The organism is Haemophilus parainfluenzae, assembly GCF_014931415.1.
Classification (GTDB): Bacteria; Pseudomonadota; Gammaproteobacteria; order Enterobacterales; family Pasteurellaceae; genus Haemophilus_D; species Haemophilus_D parainfluenzae_AF.
On record NZ_CP063121.1, the window covers coordinates 1,457,024 to 1,473,410 of the forward strand.

The 16,387-nt window shown below is 38.4% G+C and carries 16 protein-coding genes; 12 read left to right on the top strand and 4 right to left on the bottom strand.

All coding sequences use genetic code 11. From position 1 onward, the window contains the following. The first annotated feature begins 90 nt into the window (after positions 1 to 90). Complete coding sequence (locus tag INP93_RS07170) at positions 91 to 582, top strand: CvpA family protein (RefSeq protein WP_005696203.1); 492 nt, start codon at positions 91 to 93, stop codon at positions 580 to 582. A 14-nt stretch (positions 583 to 596) separates the two neighbouring features. Continuing rightward, entirely contained in the window at positions 597 to 2,114 is a 1,518-nt protein-coding gene (gene purF, locus INP93_RS07175) for an amidophosphoribosyltransferase (RefSeq protein WP_197544520.1), read from the top strand. A 125-nt stretch (positions 2,115 to 2,239) separates the two neighbouring features. Here the strand turns inward: purF and dacB are convergent, their stop codons facing one another. Further along, on the bottom strand, positions 2,240 to 3,679 hold the full coding sequence (gene dacB, locus INP93_RS07180) for a serine-type D-Ala-D-Ala carboxypeptidase (RefSeq protein ID WP_197544521.1): 1,440 nt from the start codon (positions 3,677 to 3,679) through the stop codon (positions 2,240 to 2,242). 152 nt (positions 3,680 to 3,831) lie between these two features. Here dacB and greA point away from each other — a divergent pair, with 152 nt between their 5' ends. Further along, complete coding sequence (gene greA, locus INP93_RS07185; protein WP_005697514.1) at positions 3,832 to 4,308, top strand: transcription elongation factor GreA; 477 nt, start codon at positions 3,832 to 3,834, stop codon at positions 4,306 to 4,308. Positions 4,309 to 4,340: 32 nt separating this feature from the next. On the opposite strand, the gene yhbY is transcribed toward greA, so the two are convergent. Next, positions 4,341 to 4,640 carry a ribosome assembly RNA-binding protein YhbY gene (yhbY, locus tag INP93_RS07190; RefSeq protein ID WP_005696198.1) on the bottom strand — a complete coding sequence of 100 codons (300 nt, stop codon included), beginning with the start codon at positions 4,638 to 4,640 and terminating at the stop codon, positions 4,341 to 4,343. 166 nt (positions 4,641 to 4,806) lie between these two features. On the opposite strand from yhbY, the gene rlmE reads away from it, so the two are divergent. The 9 genes from rlmE (at position 4,807) to bioD (ending at position 13,970) form a co-directional block, all read left to right on the top strand. Beyond that, positions 4,807 to 5,439, top strand: a complete 633-nt coding sequence (gene rlmE, locus INP93_RS07195) for a 23S rRNA (uridine(2552)-2'-O)-methyltransferase RlmE (RefSeq protein WP_005697532.1) — start codon at positions 4,807 to 4,809, stop codon at positions 5,437 to 5,439. A gap of 96 nt (positions 5,440 to 5,535) precedes the next feature. After that, entirely contained in the window at positions 5,536 to 7,434 is a 1,899-nt protein-coding gene (ftsH, locus tag INP93_RS07200) for an ATP-dependent zinc metalloprotease FtsH (protein WP_197544522.1), read from the top strand. Between the two features lie 114 nt (positions 7,435 to 7,548). Then, positions 7,549 to 8,376: a dihydropteroate synthase gene (folP, locus tag INP93_RS07205; RefSeq protein ID WP_197544523.1), complete on the top strand. Its 828-nt coding sequence runs from the start codon at positions 7,549 to 7,551 to the stop codon at positions 8,374 to 8,376. A gap of 76 nt (positions 8,377 to 8,452) precedes the next feature. Further along, positions 8,453 to 9,787, top strand: coding sequence for a phosphoglucosamine mutase (gene glmM, locus INP93_RS07210; protein ID WP_049365547.1), 1,335 nt, complete (start codon positions 8,453 to 8,455; stop codon positions 9,785 to 9,787). 70 nt (positions 9,788 to 9,857) lie between these two features. Beyond that, positions 9,858 to 10,331 carry a phosphohistidine phosphatase SixA gene (gene sixA, locus INP93_RS07215; protein ID WP_049365546.1) on the top strand — a complete coding sequence of 158 codons (474 nt, stop codon included), beginning with the start codon at positions 9,858 to 9,860 and terminating at the stop codon, positions 10,329 to 10,331. Positions 10,332 to 10,511: 180 nt separating this feature from the next. Continuing rightward, positions 10,512 to 11,951: a hypothetical protein gene (locus INP93_RS09715; RefSeq protein ID WP_232087604.1), complete on the top strand. Its 1,440-nt coding sequence runs from the start codon at positions 10,512 to 10,514 to the stop codon at positions 11,949 to 11,951. 300 nt (positions 11,952 to 12,251) lie between these two features. Then, positions 12,252 to 12,797 (top strand): histone, encoded by a 546-nt coding sequence (locus tag INP93_RS07225; RefSeq protein ID WP_049373402.1) that lies wholly within the window; start codon positions 12,252 to 12,254, stop codon positions 12,795 to 12,797. Positions 12,798 to 12,866: 69 nt separating this feature from the next. After that, positions 12,867 to 13,133 (top strand): YcgL domain-containing protein, encoded by a 267-nt coding sequence (locus INP93_RS07230; protein WP_049371326.1) that lies wholly within the window; start codon positions 12,867 to 12,869, stop codon positions 13,131 to 13,133. A 102-nt stretch (positions 13,134 to 13,235) separates the two neighbouring features. Continuing rightward, on the top strand, positions 13,236 to 13,970 hold the full coding sequence (bioD, locus tag INP93_RS07235; protein WP_049383923.1) for a dethiobiotin synthase: 735 nt from the start codon (positions 13,236 to 13,238) through the stop codon (positions 13,968 to 13,970). A 54-nt stretch (positions 13,971 to 14,024) separates the two neighbouring features. Here bioD and can read toward each other — a convergent pair whose 3' ends face one another. After that, positions 14,025 to 14,717: a carbonate dehydratase gene (gene can / locus INP93_RS07240; protein WP_049366615.1), complete on the bottom strand. Its 693-nt coding sequence runs from the start codon at positions 14,715 to 14,717 to the stop codon at positions 14,025 to 14,027. 128 nt (positions 14,718 to 14,845) lie between these two features. Continuing rightward, entirely contained in the window at positions 14,846 to 16,249 is a 1,404-nt protein-coding gene (asnS, locus tag INP93_RS07245; RefSeq protein ID WP_197544524.1) for an asparagine--tRNA ligase, read from the bottom strand. Positions 16,250 to 16,387 lie beyond the last annotated feature (138 nt).

Here is a 16,387-nt window from a genome sequence, read left to right on the forward strand (position 1 = left end):
TTTAATTGACGCAAACGTTTTCCTTTTGTTGTTTTTTATGTAAAATACTGCGGTCGCAATGGCGGCCCTTTTTAATTGAGAGACTATTTAATGATTGATTACATTATCATTGGCATCATCGCATTTTCGATTATCGTGAGTTTATTACGTGGTTTTGTGCGAGAGGTGATGTCCCTTGCAAGTTGGGTCGTTGCATTTATTGTCGCTAGCCAATTTTATCCTTATCTCGCCACTTATCTTACTCAAATCGAATCTGACTATGTGCGTAACGGCACCGCAATCGGCATTTTATTTGTTTTAACCTTAATCGTAGGTGGCATTGTTAATTATGTGATTAGCCAATTAGTGGATAAAACAGGACTTACCGGAACAGATCGTGTTCTCGGTGCGGCATTTGGCTTAATTCGTGGCGCATTAATCGTTGCTGCGATCTTATTCTTCCTGGATACCTTCACTAACTTTGAACAAACCGATTGGTGGAAAGAATCAAAATTAATTCCTCATTTCGGCTTCATTATTGAATGGTTCTTCCAACAACTACAAGCAAGTTCTAGTTTTTTAAACTCAACTTTTAAACAATAAGGTAGTCAATCAGTATGTGTGGAATTGTCGGTATCGTTAGCCAAAATCCGGTTAATGAATCCATTTATGCAGCATTAACGTTATTACAGCATCGAGGTCAAGATGCGGCGGGGATTGTCACAATAGATGATGAAAACCGCTTTCGTTTGCGTAAGGCTAATGGTCTTGTAAGCGATGTATTCAGACAAGAACATATGTTACGTTTACAAGGTCATGCAGGCCTCGGACATGTACGTTATCCAACAGCCGGCAGTTCAAGTGTATCTGAAGCTCAGCCTTTCTATGTTAACTCACCTTATGGTTTAAGTCTTGTTCACAATGGTAACTTAACCAACTCAACCGAATTAAAAGATAAATTATTTAAAGAAGCGCGTCGTCATGTAAATACCAATTCGGATTCAGAACTTCTTCTCAATATTCTTGCTAATCATTTGGATAGAGTGAATAAATACCACCTCGATCCGCAAGATATTTTTAATGCAATTCGTGCGACACACAAAGATATTCGTGGTGCTTATGCATGTTTAGCGATGATTATTGGACATGGTATGGTGGCATTTCGCGATCCGTTTGGTATTCGCCCACTCGTGTTAGGTAAACGAGAAGAAAATGGTTCTGTGGAATATATGTTTGCCTCTGAAAGTGTGGCATTAGACGTCGCAGGTTTTGAATTAGTGCGTGATGTTGCGCCAGGCGAAGCGATTTATGTGACCTTTGATGGCCAGCTTTATGCAGAGCAGTGTGCGGAAAGTGCGGTCTTAAATCCGTGTATTTTTGAATACGTGTACTTTGCTCGTCCTGATTCAACAATAGACGGTGTGTCTGTCTATGCCGCACGAGTTCACATGGGTGAACATTTAGGTAAAAAAATTGCAAAAGAATGGGTTGAGGAAGCTGATAACATTGATGTTGTTATTCCAGTACCTGAAACTTCAACAGACATTGCTTTACAGATTGCGAAAATCTTAGGCAAACCTTATCGTCAAGGTTTTGTGAAAAACCGCTATGTTGGTCGTACATTTATTATGCCAGGCCAAGCTCAACGTATTAGTTCAGTCCGTCGCAAGCTCAATACGATTAAAGCAGAATTTAAAGATAAAAATGTGCTATTAGTCGATGATTCTATTGTTCGAGGTACAACATCTGAACAAATTGTGAGTATGGCTAGAGCAGCAGGTGCGAAGAAAATTTACTTTGCATCAGCCGCACCAGAAATTCGTTACCCAAATGTGTACGGCATCGATATGCCAACAAAACAAGAACTCATTGCCTATGGCCGTAATGTTGATGAAATTGCGAAATTGATTGGTGTAGATAAATTGGTTTTCCAAGATCTTGAATCGCTAACTGAATCAGTGCGTCAAGAAAACCCAGCGATTCAAGGCTTTGATTGTTCGGTCTTTACTGGCGAATATATCACTGGCGATATCACTCCGGAATACCTTGATAGCATAGCTTCTCAACGTAATGATTCAGCAAAGAAAAAACGGGAAAAAGATGCAAGCAACCTTGAAATTCATAATGAAGGTTAATCGCGTTTAAGATCGTAAAAAAGCACTAAATTCAATGAAGCGTTTAGTGCTTTTTCTTTCTGATTAAATATAAAGAAAAATGACCGCACTTATGTATTCAAAGTGCGGTCATTTTTATAGGCGTTTTAGTCTTTATAAAGATCGTTATAAAGCGTACTTTCAAATTGTACAAGTGGAGCACGCTTTGTTTTACTTTCTAAATCACCGGTTGAATAGCCATTGATAAATTGAACGAAAGCCACTTTTTCACCTCGCGCATTGGTCATAAAACCGGCAAGGTTATAGACACCTTTCAATGAGCCAGTTTTAGCGATGACATTTTTTACCAGTGGTGGATTAATTAAGCTACCACGACCACTGATTGTGCCATCCACACCTGCAATTGGGAAAGTTTCCATTAAGTGTAATTTATCTTCGTTTTTGGCGATGTATTCCAAGACTGAAAGCATGGTTTTCGGTGCAACTAAATTATGACGAGAAAGACCCGAACCATCAGCTAAGATGCTGTTACCAAATTTAATGCCTTGTTTTTGCAATACGGATTTCACTGCTAATGTGCCTAATTGGAATGAAGCAGGGCGTTTATAGTAGTTGTAGGCTACGGCTCTGAATAAGGCATCGGCAATTTGGTTATCCGATTTTTTCATCATTTTTTTCAATAGCTCAGGCAACGGTTTAGATAAATGCTGGGCGAGTTTTTGTCCTTGCTGTGGTTTTTGAGGTTGTTTTACCTGACCGGTAAATTCAATACCAAGACGTTTTAATTGACGTTGAATAATCGCAGCAGCATAGGCATCAGGATCTTGCACGGCGAAGCTTAGCCCAAATGGTTTAGTTTGGCGCGCGATACAGCCTTTTACTTGATAGCGATTATTGTCGTGAACAACAACGTCTAACTGGCAATAACCGGCTTCTTGCTGATCCACAATATAAACTTGTCCGAAAACTTGAATAGGGAATTGAGCGGGAACGTTAATTTTGACGGTTTCACCCACAGGTTGATTTGCATCCAGTTCTGCATAAAAACAGTTATTATCGATATTTGCTGCAGCTGGAGGGGAGTTAAAGCACATTGTAAGATCGTTCCAAACCCAACCTAACCCACGATCATGGCTAGCAAATACAGAGGTATCTAAAATAAGATCACCATTGATTTTCTGAATGCCTTGTTTTTTTAAATTAGCTAATAGGCTATAAAGTTGTCCGCTGGTCAGATCGGGATCGCCAGTAAATTGCACAACAAGATCGCCTTCTAAAACATTATTCTGAATTTTTCCGTTACTTAAAAGTGAGGTTTCAAATTGGAAGGCATCACCTAATACTAATTTAGCCGCGACAGCTGTGAAAACTTTTTGTGTACTGGCTGGCAACATAAAGGTTGAGCCATTGTAATCCGCGATAATTTGATCTTTACTGAGGTTTTTGGCAATGATACTGGCAGAAGCACCTTCAGGTAGGTATTGGGTAATAGAAGCCACATTAACTTCAGCCATAGAGGAAAACGAAAAGCCGAGTGTGATAAATGCCGCTTTAAGTGCGGTTGAAATAGAAGATTTTTTAGTCATTTTTAGTTCTGTTATGGTTGCTATTTTTCTCAAGACGAATAATAATAAGCTCCGAACTCAATAGAGTAAATCATTTTTTATTTTTCATTGACTGCGGCAAGGTTGCAAGACGTTGTCGTGGTTTTGTTTTTACCAAATTTCAAGGAAAAAGAATGAAACAAATTCCAATGACCGTGCGCGGTGCGGAGCTATTACGTCAAGAATTAGATTTCTTAAAGAATGAGCGTCGCCCTGAAATTATCAAGGCGATTGCTGAAGCACGTGAGCATGGTGACTTAAAAGAAAATGCAGAATATCACGCTGCGCGTGAACAACAAGGTTTTTGCGAAGGGCGTATTCAAGAAATTGAAAGCAAACTTGCAAATTGTCAGGTTATCGATGTCACTAAATTACCAAATAACGGAAAAGTTATTTTTGGTGCGACAGTTGTATTAGTGAATACCGATACTGATGAAGAAGTTACTTACCAAATTGTGGGCGATGATGAGGCAGATATTAAATCAGGTTTGATTTCTGTGAATTCACCGATTGCTCGTGGCTTGGTAGGGAAAGAGTTGGATGATACCGTAAATATTACCACACCAGGTGGAACGGTTGAGTTCGAGATTATTGAAGTAAATTACATCTAAAAAAACATCCCCTCAAATTGAGGGGATAACAATTATTTACGAGGCAGCTGGATTTTACCTTCCTCGCTTGGTCGATAAAGTACCAAAATATGTCCGATGGTTTGAACGTTAGATGATTTGGTTTCACGAACAATCGCATCAATGATTAATTGTTTGGTTTCGCGATCTGCGCCAGCAATTTTTACTTTGATTAATTCGTGATGATTTAATGCATTATCGATTTCGGCTAATACCCCTTCGGTTAAGCCGTTACCGCCAAGCATGACGACAGGACTAAGGTGATGAGCGAGTCCTTTTAAAAATTGTTTTTGTTTTGTTGATAATATTGTCATAAGGAATCCTTTAAATAGATGAATATGAGTCAAAAAAAGACCGAAAAGAGCGGTCAGAAAAAACGTGGTTTTTCAGCACTTTTTGGTAAGTCTAGCCTTGAATTTGGCAGATTGTACCCAAATATAGACGAAACTACTACAAAAAATAGTACAAAAGAAAGAGATTATGGGAAAGAAAAAACGTTCGGCGAGTTCTTCTCGTTGGCTAAACGAACATTTTAAAGATCCGTTTGTTCAGAAAGCACATAAACAAAAATTACGCTCACGTGCTTACTTTAAGTTAGATGAAATTCAACAAACGGATAAATTGTTTAAACCGGGAATGACTGTGGTGGATCTCGGTGCCGCACCAGGTGGTTGGTCACAGTATGTTGTGAGCCAAATTGGTGGTAAAGGTCGAGTGATTGCTTGTGATATTTTGGATATGAACCCAATTGTCGGCGTGGATTTCTTGCAAGGCGATTTTCGTGACGAAAATGTGCTGAATGCATTATTAGAACGAGTTGGTGAAGCAAAAGTTGATGTAGTGATGTCTGATATGGCGCCAAATTTTAGCGGCATGCCATCTGTTGATATTCCTCGTGCAATGTATTTAGTTGAACTGGCTTTAGATATGTGTAAGCAAGTTTTGGCGAAAAAAGGCAGTTTTGTTGTCAAAGTATTCCAAGGAGAAGGTTTTGACGAGTATCTGCGCGAAATTCGTTCACTCTTTAGTGTCGTAAAAGTGCGTAAGCCTGAAGCCTCTCGTGGGCGTTCTCGCGAAGTTTATATTGTAGCAAGCGGTTATAAAGGCGAATAGATAATTGCTTTGATAGCTTTTCATTGTGTCGGGGATGAGATAGTATCTCGTTTAATTTTAATTAACTTAAGAAAGGCAGGTTAAACCTTGAACGATATGGTCAAAAATCTAGTTCTATGGGTTGTGGTAGCAATTGTCATGATGACAGCTTACCAAAGTTTTAATTCCAATGGCGTGAGTGACTCAACAGATTACACAACCTTTGTGTATGATGTGAGTAACAGTCAAGTGAAAGAAGCGCGCTTTGATGCGAATGAAATCACTGTGACTAAAAATGACGGTTCTAAATATATGACCGTGATGCCACCGTTGGAAGACAAAAAGCTCTTAGATGACTTATTAAATAAAAAAGTTAAAATCGAAGGTACGCCTTTTGAAAAACGCAGTTTATTATCACAAATTTTAATTTCGTGGTTTCCAATGTTATTCCTTGTAGGGGTATGGATTTTCTTCATGCGTCAAATGCAAGGCGGTGGCGGGAAAGCTATGAGCTTCGGTAAAAGCCGCGCTAAAATGCTGACCCAAGATCAAATTAAGGTGACTTTTGCAGATGTTGCAGGTTGTGATGAAGCAAAAGAAGAAGTGGCTGAAATAGTTGACTTCTTGCGTGAACCGAAAAAATTCCAAAACCTTGGTGGTAAAATTCCAAAAGGGATTTTGATGGTAGGTCCTCCAGGTACAGGTAAAACCTTATTAGCGAAAGCTATTGCAGGTGAAGCAAAAGTGCCTTTCTTTACCATTTCAGGTTCTGACTTTGTAGAGATGTTTGTGGGGGTTGGTGCTTCTCGTGTTCGTGATATGTTCGAGCAAGCGAAGAAAAATGCACCATGCTTAATCTTTATTGATGAAATTGATGCAGTAGGTCGCCAACGTGGTGCCGGTTTAGGTGGTGGACACGATGAGCGTGAACAAACCCTTAACCAAATGTTAGTTGAAATGGATGGTTTCGGTGGTAACGAAGGCGTAATCGTTATTGCAGCAACTAACCGTCCAGATGTACTTGACCCAGCATTAACGCGTCCAGGCCGTTTTGACCGTCAAGTTGTTGTCGGTTTACCGGATGTCAAAGGCCGTGAGCAAATTCTAAAAGTTCACATGCGAAAAGTCCCTGTGGCTGATGATGTCGATGCCATGACACTTGCTCGTGGTACACCAGGTTATTCAGGTGCGGATTTAGCGAACTTAGTGAATGAAGCGGCATTATTTGCTGCACGTAGCAATAAACGTACTGTATCGATGCTTGAGTTTGAAAAAGCCAAAGATAAGATCAATATGGGACCTGAACGCCGTACCATGATCATGACGGATAAACAAAAAGAATCGACAGCGTACCATGAAGCTGGTCACGCCATTGTGGGTTACTTAGTGCCTGAACATGATCCGGTACATAAAGTGACGATTATTCCTCGTGGCCGAGCATTAGGTGTAACTTTCTTCTTACCTGAAGGCGATCAAATTAGTATCAGCCAAAAACAGTTAGAAAGTAAACTTTCAACACTTTATGCGGGACGCTTAGCAGAAGATTTGATTTACGGTGAAGAAAATATTTCTACCGGTGCATCTAACGATATTAAAGTGGCAACCAATATTGCACGTAATATGGTGACCCAATGGGGCTTCTCAGATAAACTCGGTCCGATTCTTTATACTGAAGATGAAGGCGAAGTATTCTTAGGGCGCTCAATGGCGAAAGCAAAACATATGTCTGACGAAACAGCACATGCAATTGATGAAGAAGTTCGTGCGATCGTAAATCGTAACTATGCGAGAGCAAGACAGATTTTGATCGACAATATGGATATTCTTCATGCCATGAAAGATGCGTTAGTGAAATATGAAACCATTGAAGAAGAACAAATCAAGCAATTGATGAATCGTGAACCTGTTACACCACCATCTGGTTGGGAAGATAACAAAGACACGAAACCAACAGCAAAACCGCAGGAAGAGAAAACTGAAAGTGCGGTTAATCATTCAGAAGATCCTGAAGCATAAAAATAAAGCCTTCCTAATTTGGAAGGCTTTTTTATTTATTATTTCGTTCTTTTCATGACTATATTCCGTTATAATCTAACCTTTCAAATTTGATTTAAAAATTGACCGCACTTTATGAAACTTTATGCTAATAACAAATGTCTAGATTTATCATTCCCCCAAATTATGGGAATTTTGAATTTCACACCTGATTCATTTTCTGATAGCGGGCAGTTTTTCAGTCTAGACAAAGCATTATTTCAAGTTGAAAAAATGCTGAAAGAAGGTGCAACAATTATTGATATTGGCGGCGAGTCAACTCGTCCGATGGCAGAGGAAGTGTCTGAAGCTGAAGAATTGCAACGGGTGATACCTTTGGTTGAAGCCGTGCAAAAATGTTTTGATTGTTGGATTTCAGTGGATACCTCTAAAGCAATTGTAATGCAAGAAGCGGCTAAGGTCGGCATGGATTTAATCAATGATATTCGTGCGCTACGTGAACCTGGTGCACTCGAAATAGCAGGACAGTTGAATTTACCCACTTGTATTATGCACATGCAAGGACAACCTCGTACAATGCAAACTAATCCACATTACGATGATGTGGTTCAAGATGTTTATCAGTTTTTAATTGATAGAACTCAAGCTTGTTTAGCAGCAGGCATTGCCAAAGAAAATATTATTTGGGATATGGGGTTTGGTTTTGGTAAAACAGTAGAGCATAACTACAAGCTTTTACAACAGTTGGCTCACTTCTGTGAAAGTGGATATCCTGTTTTAGCAGGGCTTTCACGTAAATCGATGATTGGTGCTGTATTAGATAAGCCCGTGACTGAACGTGTTGTAGGAAGTGTAGTTGGGGCATTAATTGCGGCTCAAAATGGTGCGACAATTTTGCGTGTACATGATGTAGCTGCAACGGCAGATGCCTTGAAGGTATGGCAGGCAACGCAACAAGCGTAAAAAACTAACAGATTTTATATGTTGTAGAACTAATGATTTCTGCAACATCATTATTCAAATTTAATAAGGAATAAACATGGCAAATCGTAAATATTTTGGTACTGATGGTGTACGCGGTAAAGTAGGTACTTATCCAATCACACCTGATTTCGCATTGAAATTAGGTTGGGCTGCAGGTAAGGTTTTAGCCTCTCAAGGTTCTCGCACGGTATTAATCGGGAAAGATACTCGTATTTCAGGTTATATGTTGGAATCTGCACTTGAAGCAGGTTTAGCTGCGGCAGGATTAACTGCTGCATTTACCGGTCCAATGCCAACCCCTGCCGTGGCGTATTTAACCCGCACTTTCCGTTTAGAAGCGGGTATTGTCATTTCGGCATCACATAACCCTTATTATGATAACGGGATTAAATTCTTCTCTTCACAAGGCACAAAATTACCAGATGATATTGAAGAAGCGATTGAAGCCATGCTTGATCAGCCAATGGATTGTGTGGAGTCTGCTGATTTAGGTAAAGCAAGCCGTATCAGTGATGCCGCAGGACGTTATATTGAATTTTGTAAAAGCACTTTCCCTGCGCATTTAGGTTTAGATGGTTATAAAATTGTGGTGGATTGCGCAAATGGTGCGACCTATCATATTGCGCCAAATGTATTACGTGAGTTAGGTGCGGAAGTGATTGAAATTGGTACAGATCCAAACGGAATCAATATCAATGAAAAATGTGGTGCAACCGATGTAAAAGCGTTACAGGAAAAAGTGCTTGAAACTAAAGCTGATGTAGGTCTCGCTTATGATGGTGATGGTGACCGTATTATGATGGTGGATCACTTAGGTAATAAAGTAGATGGTGACCAGATCCTTTTCATTATTGCTCGTGAAGCTTTACGTTCAGGTCAGCTAAAAGGTGGAGTAGTCGGCACATTAATGAGTAATATGAGCCTAGAAATTGCGTTAAAAATGTTAGGTGTACCTTTTGTGCGAGCTAACGTTGGCGACCGTTATGTGTTAGAAAAAATGGTAGAACATAGCTGGACGCTAGGCGGAGAAAACTCAGGCCATATCATTATTGCTGATAAAAATACGACAGGTGATGGTATTATTGCATCACTAGCTGTATTAAGTGCAATGGTTCAACATCGTTTATCTTTAAACGAGCTTGCAAGTGCGGTGAAATTATTCCCTCAAGTACTCATTAATGTTCGTTTTGCTGGTGGTGATAATCCATTAGAAAGTGAAGCGGTAAAAGCGGTAGCTGCAGATGTGGAAAAACGTTTAGAAGGCAAAGGTCGAATTTTACTGCGTAAGTCTGGTACTGAGCCTCTTATTCGCGTCATGGTCGAATGTGAAGACGGTGTACTTGCAAAACAATGTGCAGAAGAAATTGCAGAAGCAGTGAAAGCGAATTAATAAAGTGGGGGCTTGCCCCCATTTTTGATCCATAAAATTTATCTTTTATTATTTTTAGGAAAGCAAAGACATGAAAATTTTTATTATGCGTCATGGAGAAGCTGAAGTTGTCTCTTCATCAGACGAGGCTCGGCATTTAACCGACTATGGACGCAAACAATCAATATTACAAGGTCAATGGCTTAAAAACCATCTAAATTCAACCGCACTTTCAGTTCAAAAAGTAATTGTCAGCCCTTATGTAAGAGCACAAGAAACGTTTGAGCTTGTAAATTCAGCCTTAGGTAACACGCTTAATGATATTGAAATTTGGAGTGGGATTACACCTTATGGTAATGCTACATTGGTAGCTGATTATCTATCTGTTTTGCAAGAAGAAGGTACTGAAAGTGTTTTACTCGTTTCTCATTTACCTTTAGTAGGCAGTATTGTTTCAGAGCTTTACGGTAAGCGAAATCCAATTAGTTTTTACCCTTCAACGATTGTTCAAATTGAGTGGAATGGTGAAAAAGGCACCATTGAAGCTTTCCATTATCCAAAATAGAATGGCTAAAATACGAAAAACAAAGTTTATATGATTTACTTTTTAAAAGCAGTCAAAAATAAGCAACACCTAAAAATGTATATTTTTAGGTGTTTTTTTAAAATTTTTTTGATAGACTGAAAATGAGCTATAAATGAATAGCTTAAATTAAGCCATCATAATGACACAAGGGGAGTAGCTATGAACAATAAAATCGGAGATAAAGCAACTGAAGTAAAAGATACGACAGTGAATGCTGCAACACAAGTTAAAGATGCATTATTTGCAGCGGCTAACTATATTAAAGATGCTGTGACACATAAAGCGTCTGAGGCAAAAGAAGTGGTTGAAGACAAAGCTACTGAAGTGAAAGATGTAACTGAAGATAAAGTATCTGAAGTAAGAAAAGCAGTTTCTGAAGCAAAGGAAGCAATCGATGATAAAGCTACTGAAATGAAAAAAGCAATCGATGACAAATTTTCTGAAGTAAAAAGAGCCGTCGAAGATAAAGCATCAGAAGTGAAAAAAACAGTTTCAGAAGCTACAGATGAAGCGGCAGATAAAGCAGCAGAGCTAAAAGATGCAGCTGAAGACAAAGTTGCTGAAGTGAAAGATGCGGCTGAAGATAAAGCAAAAGAAGTAAAAAAAGCAGTTTCAGAAGCAAAAGATGAAGCTGCAGATAAAGCATCTGAGCTAAAAGATGCAGCTGAAGATAAAACTGTAGAAGCAAAAGAAGCGGCTTCAGAAGCAAAAGATACAGTTGTAGACAAAGTAGTTAAATTCAAAGATGCAGTTGTAGATAAAGTTGCTGAAGTAAAAAATGCAGTTTTTGAAGCAAAAGATGAAGCTGCTGATAAAGCGGCTGAGTTAAAAGATGAAGCTGAAGATAAAGCTGCTGAAGTGAAAGATGCGGCTGAAGATAAAGCAAAAGAAGTAAAAAAAGCAGTTTCAGAAGCAAAAGATGAAGCTGCAGATAAAGCATCTGAGCTAAAAGATGCAGCTGAAGATAAAACTGTAGAAGCAAAAGAAGCGGCTTCAGAAGCAAAAGATACAGTTGTAGACAAAGTAGTTAAATTCAAAGATGCAGTTGTAGATAAAGTTGCTGAAGTAAAAAATGCAGTTTTTGAAGCAAAAGATGAAGCTGCTGATAAAGCGGCTGAGTTAAAAGATGAAGCTGAAGATAAAGCTGCTGAAGTGAAAGATGCGGCTGAAGATAAAGCTGTAGAAGCAGAAGAAGCGACTTCAGAAGTAAAAGATGCGGTGGAAGATAAAGCATCAGAAGTGAAAAAAGTAGTTTCAGAAGCAAAAGATGAAGCTGCAGATAAAGCATCTGAGCTAAAAGATGCAGCTGAAGATAAAGCTGTAAAAGCAAAAGAAGCTGTCGAAGATAAAGTTGCTGAAGTAAAAGATTCGCTTTCAGAGGCAAAAGATGTAATGTCTTCTAAAGTTGAAGCTGCAAAAGATGCCACAGTAAGCGCGGCAGTACAAGTTAAAGATGCTGTGGTTGCAGCAGCTAACTATGTTAAACATGTTGCGGAAAATAAAATGACTGAAGCAAAAGATGCTGTGTGCTCTAAAGCAGAGGAAGTAAAAAATGTAGATTCTGAAACAAAAGATCAATCTGCAGCCGTAAAAAAGTAACTGAAAAGTAAAAGCAATAGTTAAGGATTATTCAAATTAACTGAGTGGGATTGTTCAAAAAAAACACAAAAAAGTGATTTTTTATCTTTACAAAAAATAAAATTTTTATAATGAACTTTTTTACAAATCTTTTAATTTCATTGGGTTATAGTTGTTTTAGAGAGATTTTATAAAAAACTATATCTTTAGAAATGTAAATTTTTTTGAAAGATGTTTTATTTTAAGTTTTTTTTACGTAAACTAGATCACACAAAGCAGATAGCTTTGGATTAATTCTTAATTATAAAATGGAGAATGACAATGAAAAAATCAGTATTAGCCGTATTAGTATTAGGTGCATCTTTAGCCGTAACTGGTTGTTTCGATAAACAAGAAACAGCTCAAAAAGTTGAAGCAGCAAAAGATGCAACAGCAAATGCAGCAACACAAATTAAAGATGCAGCAAAAGAAGTTGCAACTGATGTTAAAAATGCAGCAATTGACGCAAAAGATTCAGCTGCAAATAAAATGGCTGAAACAAAAGAAGCAGTAGCTGATAAAGCTTCTGAAATGAAAGATGCTGCTGCAAATAAAATGGCTAAGGCAAAAGATGCAGTGTCTTCTAAAATGGAAGAAGTAAAAAATGCAGCTTCTGAAGCAAAAGATGCAGCAGCAGATAAAGCAGTTGAAATGAAAGATGCTGCAGCAAATAAAATGGCTGAAGCAAAAGATGCGATGTCTTCTAAAATGGAAGCAGTAAAAAACTCAGCTTCAGAAACAAAAGATGCGGCAGCTGATAAAGCGGCTGAAGCAAAAGATGCGGCAGCAAATAAAGCAGCTGAAGTAAAAGAAGCTGTGACTAAATAATTAAACTTTCGTAAAATAAAACCTATCAGAGATTATCTGGTAGGTTTTTTCTTTTTGGAGCAATATGAAATGTTATGTGCAATTTATAAAAGTAAACGTAAACCAGGCTGCTATCTTTATATTTCCAAACGAGATGATTTTTCAGCTGTACCGGATATATTAATGCAGAGTTTTGGTAAGCCTCAATTTCTTATGCCTTTCAATTTGAGGGGGAGTAAACCGCTTGTTCATGCAGATAAAGATGAGGTTATGGGGAAAATTACTCAGCAAGGATTTTATCTTCAAATGCCAAAACAAGATGATGGCTTGTTTAATAGTTTGAGTGAGATCAAATAAGCCTTTTATTTTTTCCTAAAAATCTCCAAATCTTGCTTTATCTCAATATTTTCTTCAAAAAACTCCTTTAGAATTGACCGCACTTTTAAAAGGAGAATGAAAATGAGTAGTTTCTTTGTGGCAGGTACAGATACCGATGTGGGCAAGACCACCGCCTGCCGTGCCATTATTCAGGCATTACAAGCAAAGGGCGTGCGAATTGTGGGTTATAAGCCGATTGCTTGTAGCTGTGAAGAGGGTATTTATCCTGTCGAAAATCAGTCTAATGAATCCCAAACAGATTATGATGCTGAAAATAATTCAGACGTGTTAGCTTTAATGGATGCAACGAATGAGTCCGTATCTTATCAAGAAGTAAATAGCTATACTTTTGCTCATTCCTTGCCGATGCTGACTCGAGATAAATCACGCATTAAATTAAGTAAGATTAATCAAGCCTTAACAACATTAATTCAAAAATATCAATCTGTTGTCGTGGAAGGTTCATTTGGGTTACTCACACCAATGGCAGAAGGTAAGAGTTTTGCTGATTGGGTTGTTGAGCATAAAATGCCAGTTGTGTTGGTTGTTGGTATTAAAGAAGGCTGTATTAATCATGCATTGCTGACAGCTCAAGTGATTAAACAGCTTGGCGTTCCTTTATTAGGCTGGATTGCAAATCGAATTAATCCTTGTTTAGGGCATTATAAAGAGGTGGTAGATATTTTAGAGGCTCAGATTGATGCGCCTTTGCTAGGTAAGATCCCTTATATTCATAAACCAGAATCCCAAGAGCTAGGACATTATTTAACGAATATTGATCGTTTGATGTATATGCAAACAGAGTTAGTTAAATAGTCAGTTTGAAATAAAAAGTGCGGTTAAATTTCATTAGATTTAACCGCACTTTTTTTATTCTTCGTTTTCTGGAAGTTCTTTTTTTAGGATATCTTCTTCTGCGAGGCTAGATAGGCGAGCAATCGCATTACGGTAAGAGATTTCAAGAGTTTCCCGACTGGTTGCAATAACACCTTGATCTACTAAGAATCCATCATTTACATCATATACCCAGCCATGTAGGGAGAGTTTTTGTCCACGTTCCCAAGCGCTTTTTACGATAGATGTGCGTCCTAGGTTATAAACTTGCTCTGCAACATTTAATTTAGTGAGCATATCTGAACGTTTTTCTGCTGAAAGATTGCCTAATAGATGCCCGTGTTTAAACCAAATATCACGAATATGGAGCAACCAGTTATTGATTAACCCTAGATCGTGATCTTGCATCGCTGCTTTAATACCACCACAATTTGTATGACCGCAAATAATAATATGTTCAATTTTGAGTACATCAACGGCATATTGTACAACTGAAAGGCAGTTAAAATCCGTATGAATAACTTGGTTAGCAACATTACGATGAACAAATAATTCGCCCGGTTCAAGATTTGTGAGTTTTTCAGCAGGAACACGGCTATCAGAGCAGCCAATCCAAAGATAATGAGGTGTTTGGTGATCGGCAAGTTCTTTAAAATAAGTGGAATTTTCTTCTTTCATTCTTTGCGCCCAGCTATAGTTGTTTGCAAAGAGTTGTTTAATTTTGTCCATTTCTACTTTCCTTAATATGATGTATTTGAAAGATTGATTCAAACACAATAAATAAAATAGGGGATAAATTTATCGCCTAAAATGATGACCGCACTTTAAAGAAAGTGCGGTCAATTTAAACAATATTTTTAGAAATTTGCATTTCTTGGTGCACGAGGGAATGGAATCACATCGCGAATATTTTGTACGCCAGTTACATAAACAATTAAGCGTTCAAAACCAAGACCGAAACCTGAATGTGGTACAGTACCATATTTACGAAGATCACGATACCACCAGTAATCTTCAGGATTTAAGCCCATTTCTTCCATACGTTTATCTAATACGTCTAAACGTTCTTCACGTTGTGAACCACCGATGATTTCACCAATTCCAGGCGCGAGAACATCCATTGCAGCTACAGTTTTGCCATCGTCATTTAAACGCATATAGAAGGCTTTGATATCTTTCGGATAGTTTTTCACGACAACAGGTGATTTGAAATATTCTTCTGCTAAGAAACGCTCATGCTCAGAAGATAAATCGATACCCCAAGAAACAGGGAACTCGAATTTCTTACCTGATTTTAATAACACGTCGATCGCATCGGTATAGTCGATTTGAGCAAAATCAGAGTTTACAAAGTTTTCTAAACGAGTAATCACATCTTTATCTACGTGTTTTTCAAAGAATTTTAAGTCATCTTTTCGCTCAGCAAGCACGGCACGGAATACGTATTTCAACATGTCTTCTGCTAATTTAGCATTGTCAGCAAGCGTTGCGAAAGCGACTTCAGGTTCAACCATCCAGAATTCAGCAAGGTGACGAGTTGTATTTGAATTTTCAGCACGGAATGTAGGACCAAAAGTATAGATTTTGCTTAATGCACAGGCATAAGTTTCACCGTTTAATTGTCCTGAAACCGTTAAAAATGACTCTTTTCCGAAGAAGTCTTGGCTGAAATCAACTTTACCATCTTCACCACGAGGAAGGTTTTCTAAATCAAGCGTTGAAACGCGGAACATTTCACCCGCACCTTCAGTATCTGAAGCGGTAATTAATGGGGTAGCGACCCAATAGAAGCCTTGTTCATGGAAGAAACGATGAATAGCTTGTGCTAAGCAGTGACGAACACGCGCCACGGCACCGATAATATTGGTACGAGGACGTAAGTGAGCTACTTCACGTAAGTATTCAATTGAGTGACGTTTTGCTGCCATTGGATAAGTATCAGGATCTTCTACAAACCCTGTCACTTCTACTTTTTCAGCTTGAAGTTCAACAGCTTGACCTTCAGCAGGTGACTCAACAATGGTCCCGGTTACGATAACAGAACAGCCTGTTGTTAAGCGTAATACTTCACTTTCATAATTTTCAATATCGTTATTGATGATGACTTGAATAGGATCAAAGCAAGAGCCGTCATAAACAGCGAGGAAAGAAAGACCAGCTTTGGAATCACGACGGGTACGAACCCAGCCGCGTACGGTAACTTTTTCGCCAATAGCGATTTTACCTTGTAACACATCAACAATGGATGCAACTTTAGACATATAAACCTCTGTAATTCATTATAAATTAGGCAATAAAACTGCGTTAGTTTACCTTAAATCGCAAAATTTTCCATAAAAAGTTAGTGTAAATCAGGCTTGCACAGTAAAATAATGCCTTCACTTTATTTTAGGAGAAAA

Excerpts from the sequence above, each read along its gene's own strand:
- rlmE (WP_005697532.1), top strand. The coding sequence starts at position 4,807 with ATGGGAAAGAAAAAACGTTCGGCGAGTTCTTCTCGTTGGCTAAACGAA.
- yhbY (WP_005696198.1), bottom strand. The coding sequence starts at position 4,640 with ATGACAATATTATCAACAAAACAAAAACAATTTTTAAAAGGACTCGCT.
- bioD (WP_049383923.1), top strand. The coding sequence starts at position 13,236 with ATGAGTAGTTTCTTTGTGGCAGGTACAGATACCGATGTGGGCAAGACC.
- INP93_RS07230 (WP_049371326.1), top strand. The coding sequence starts at position 12,867 with ATGTTATGTGCAATTTATAAAAGTAAACGTAAACCAGGCTGCTATCTT.
- ftsH (WP_197544522.1), top strand. The coding sequence starts at position 5,536 with ATGGTCAAAAATCTAGTTCTATGGGTTGTGGTAGCAATTGTCATGATG.
- INP93_RS07170 (WP_005696203.1), top strand. The coding sequence starts at position 91 with ATGATTGATTACATTATCATTGGCATCATCGCATTTTCGATTATCGTG.
- purF (WP_197544520.1), top strand. The coding sequence starts at position 597 with ATGTGTGGAATTGTCGGTATCGTTAGCCAAAATCCGGTTAATGAATCC.
- dacB (WP_197544521.1), bottom strand. The coding sequence starts at position 3,679 with ATGACTAAAAAATCTTCTATTTCAACCGCACTTAAAGCGGCATTTATC.
- can (WP_049366615.1), bottom strand. The coding sequence starts at position 14,717 with ATGGACAAAATTAAACAACTCTTTGCAAACAACTATAGCTGGGCGCAA.
- asnS (WP_197544524.1), bottom strand. The coding sequence starts at position 16,249 with ATGTCTAAAGTTGCATCCATTGTTGATGTGTTACAAGGTAAAATCGCT.
- INP93_RS07225 (WP_049373402.1), top strand. The coding sequence starts at position 12,252 with ATGAAAAAATCAGTATTAGCCGTATTAGTATTAGGTGCATCTTTAGCC.
- glmM (WP_049365547.1), top strand. The coding sequence starts at position 8,453 with ATGGCAAATCGTAAATATTTTGGTACTGATGGTGTACGCGGTAAAGTA.
- folP (WP_197544523.1), top strand. The coding sequence starts at position 7,549 with ATGAAACTTTATGCTAATAACAAATGTCTAGATTTATCATTCCCCCAA.
- INP93_RS09715 (WP_232087604.1), top strand. The coding sequence starts at position 10,512 with ATGAACAATAAAATCGGAGATAAAGCAACTGAAGTAAAAGATACGACA.
- sixA (WP_049365546.1), top strand. The coding sequence starts at position 9,858 with ATGAAAATTTTTATTATGCGTCATGGAGAAGCTGAAGTTGTCTCTTCA.
- greA (WP_005697514.1), top strand. The coding sequence starts at position 3,832 with ATGAAACAAATTCCAATGACCGTGCGCGGTGCGGAGCTATTACGTCAA.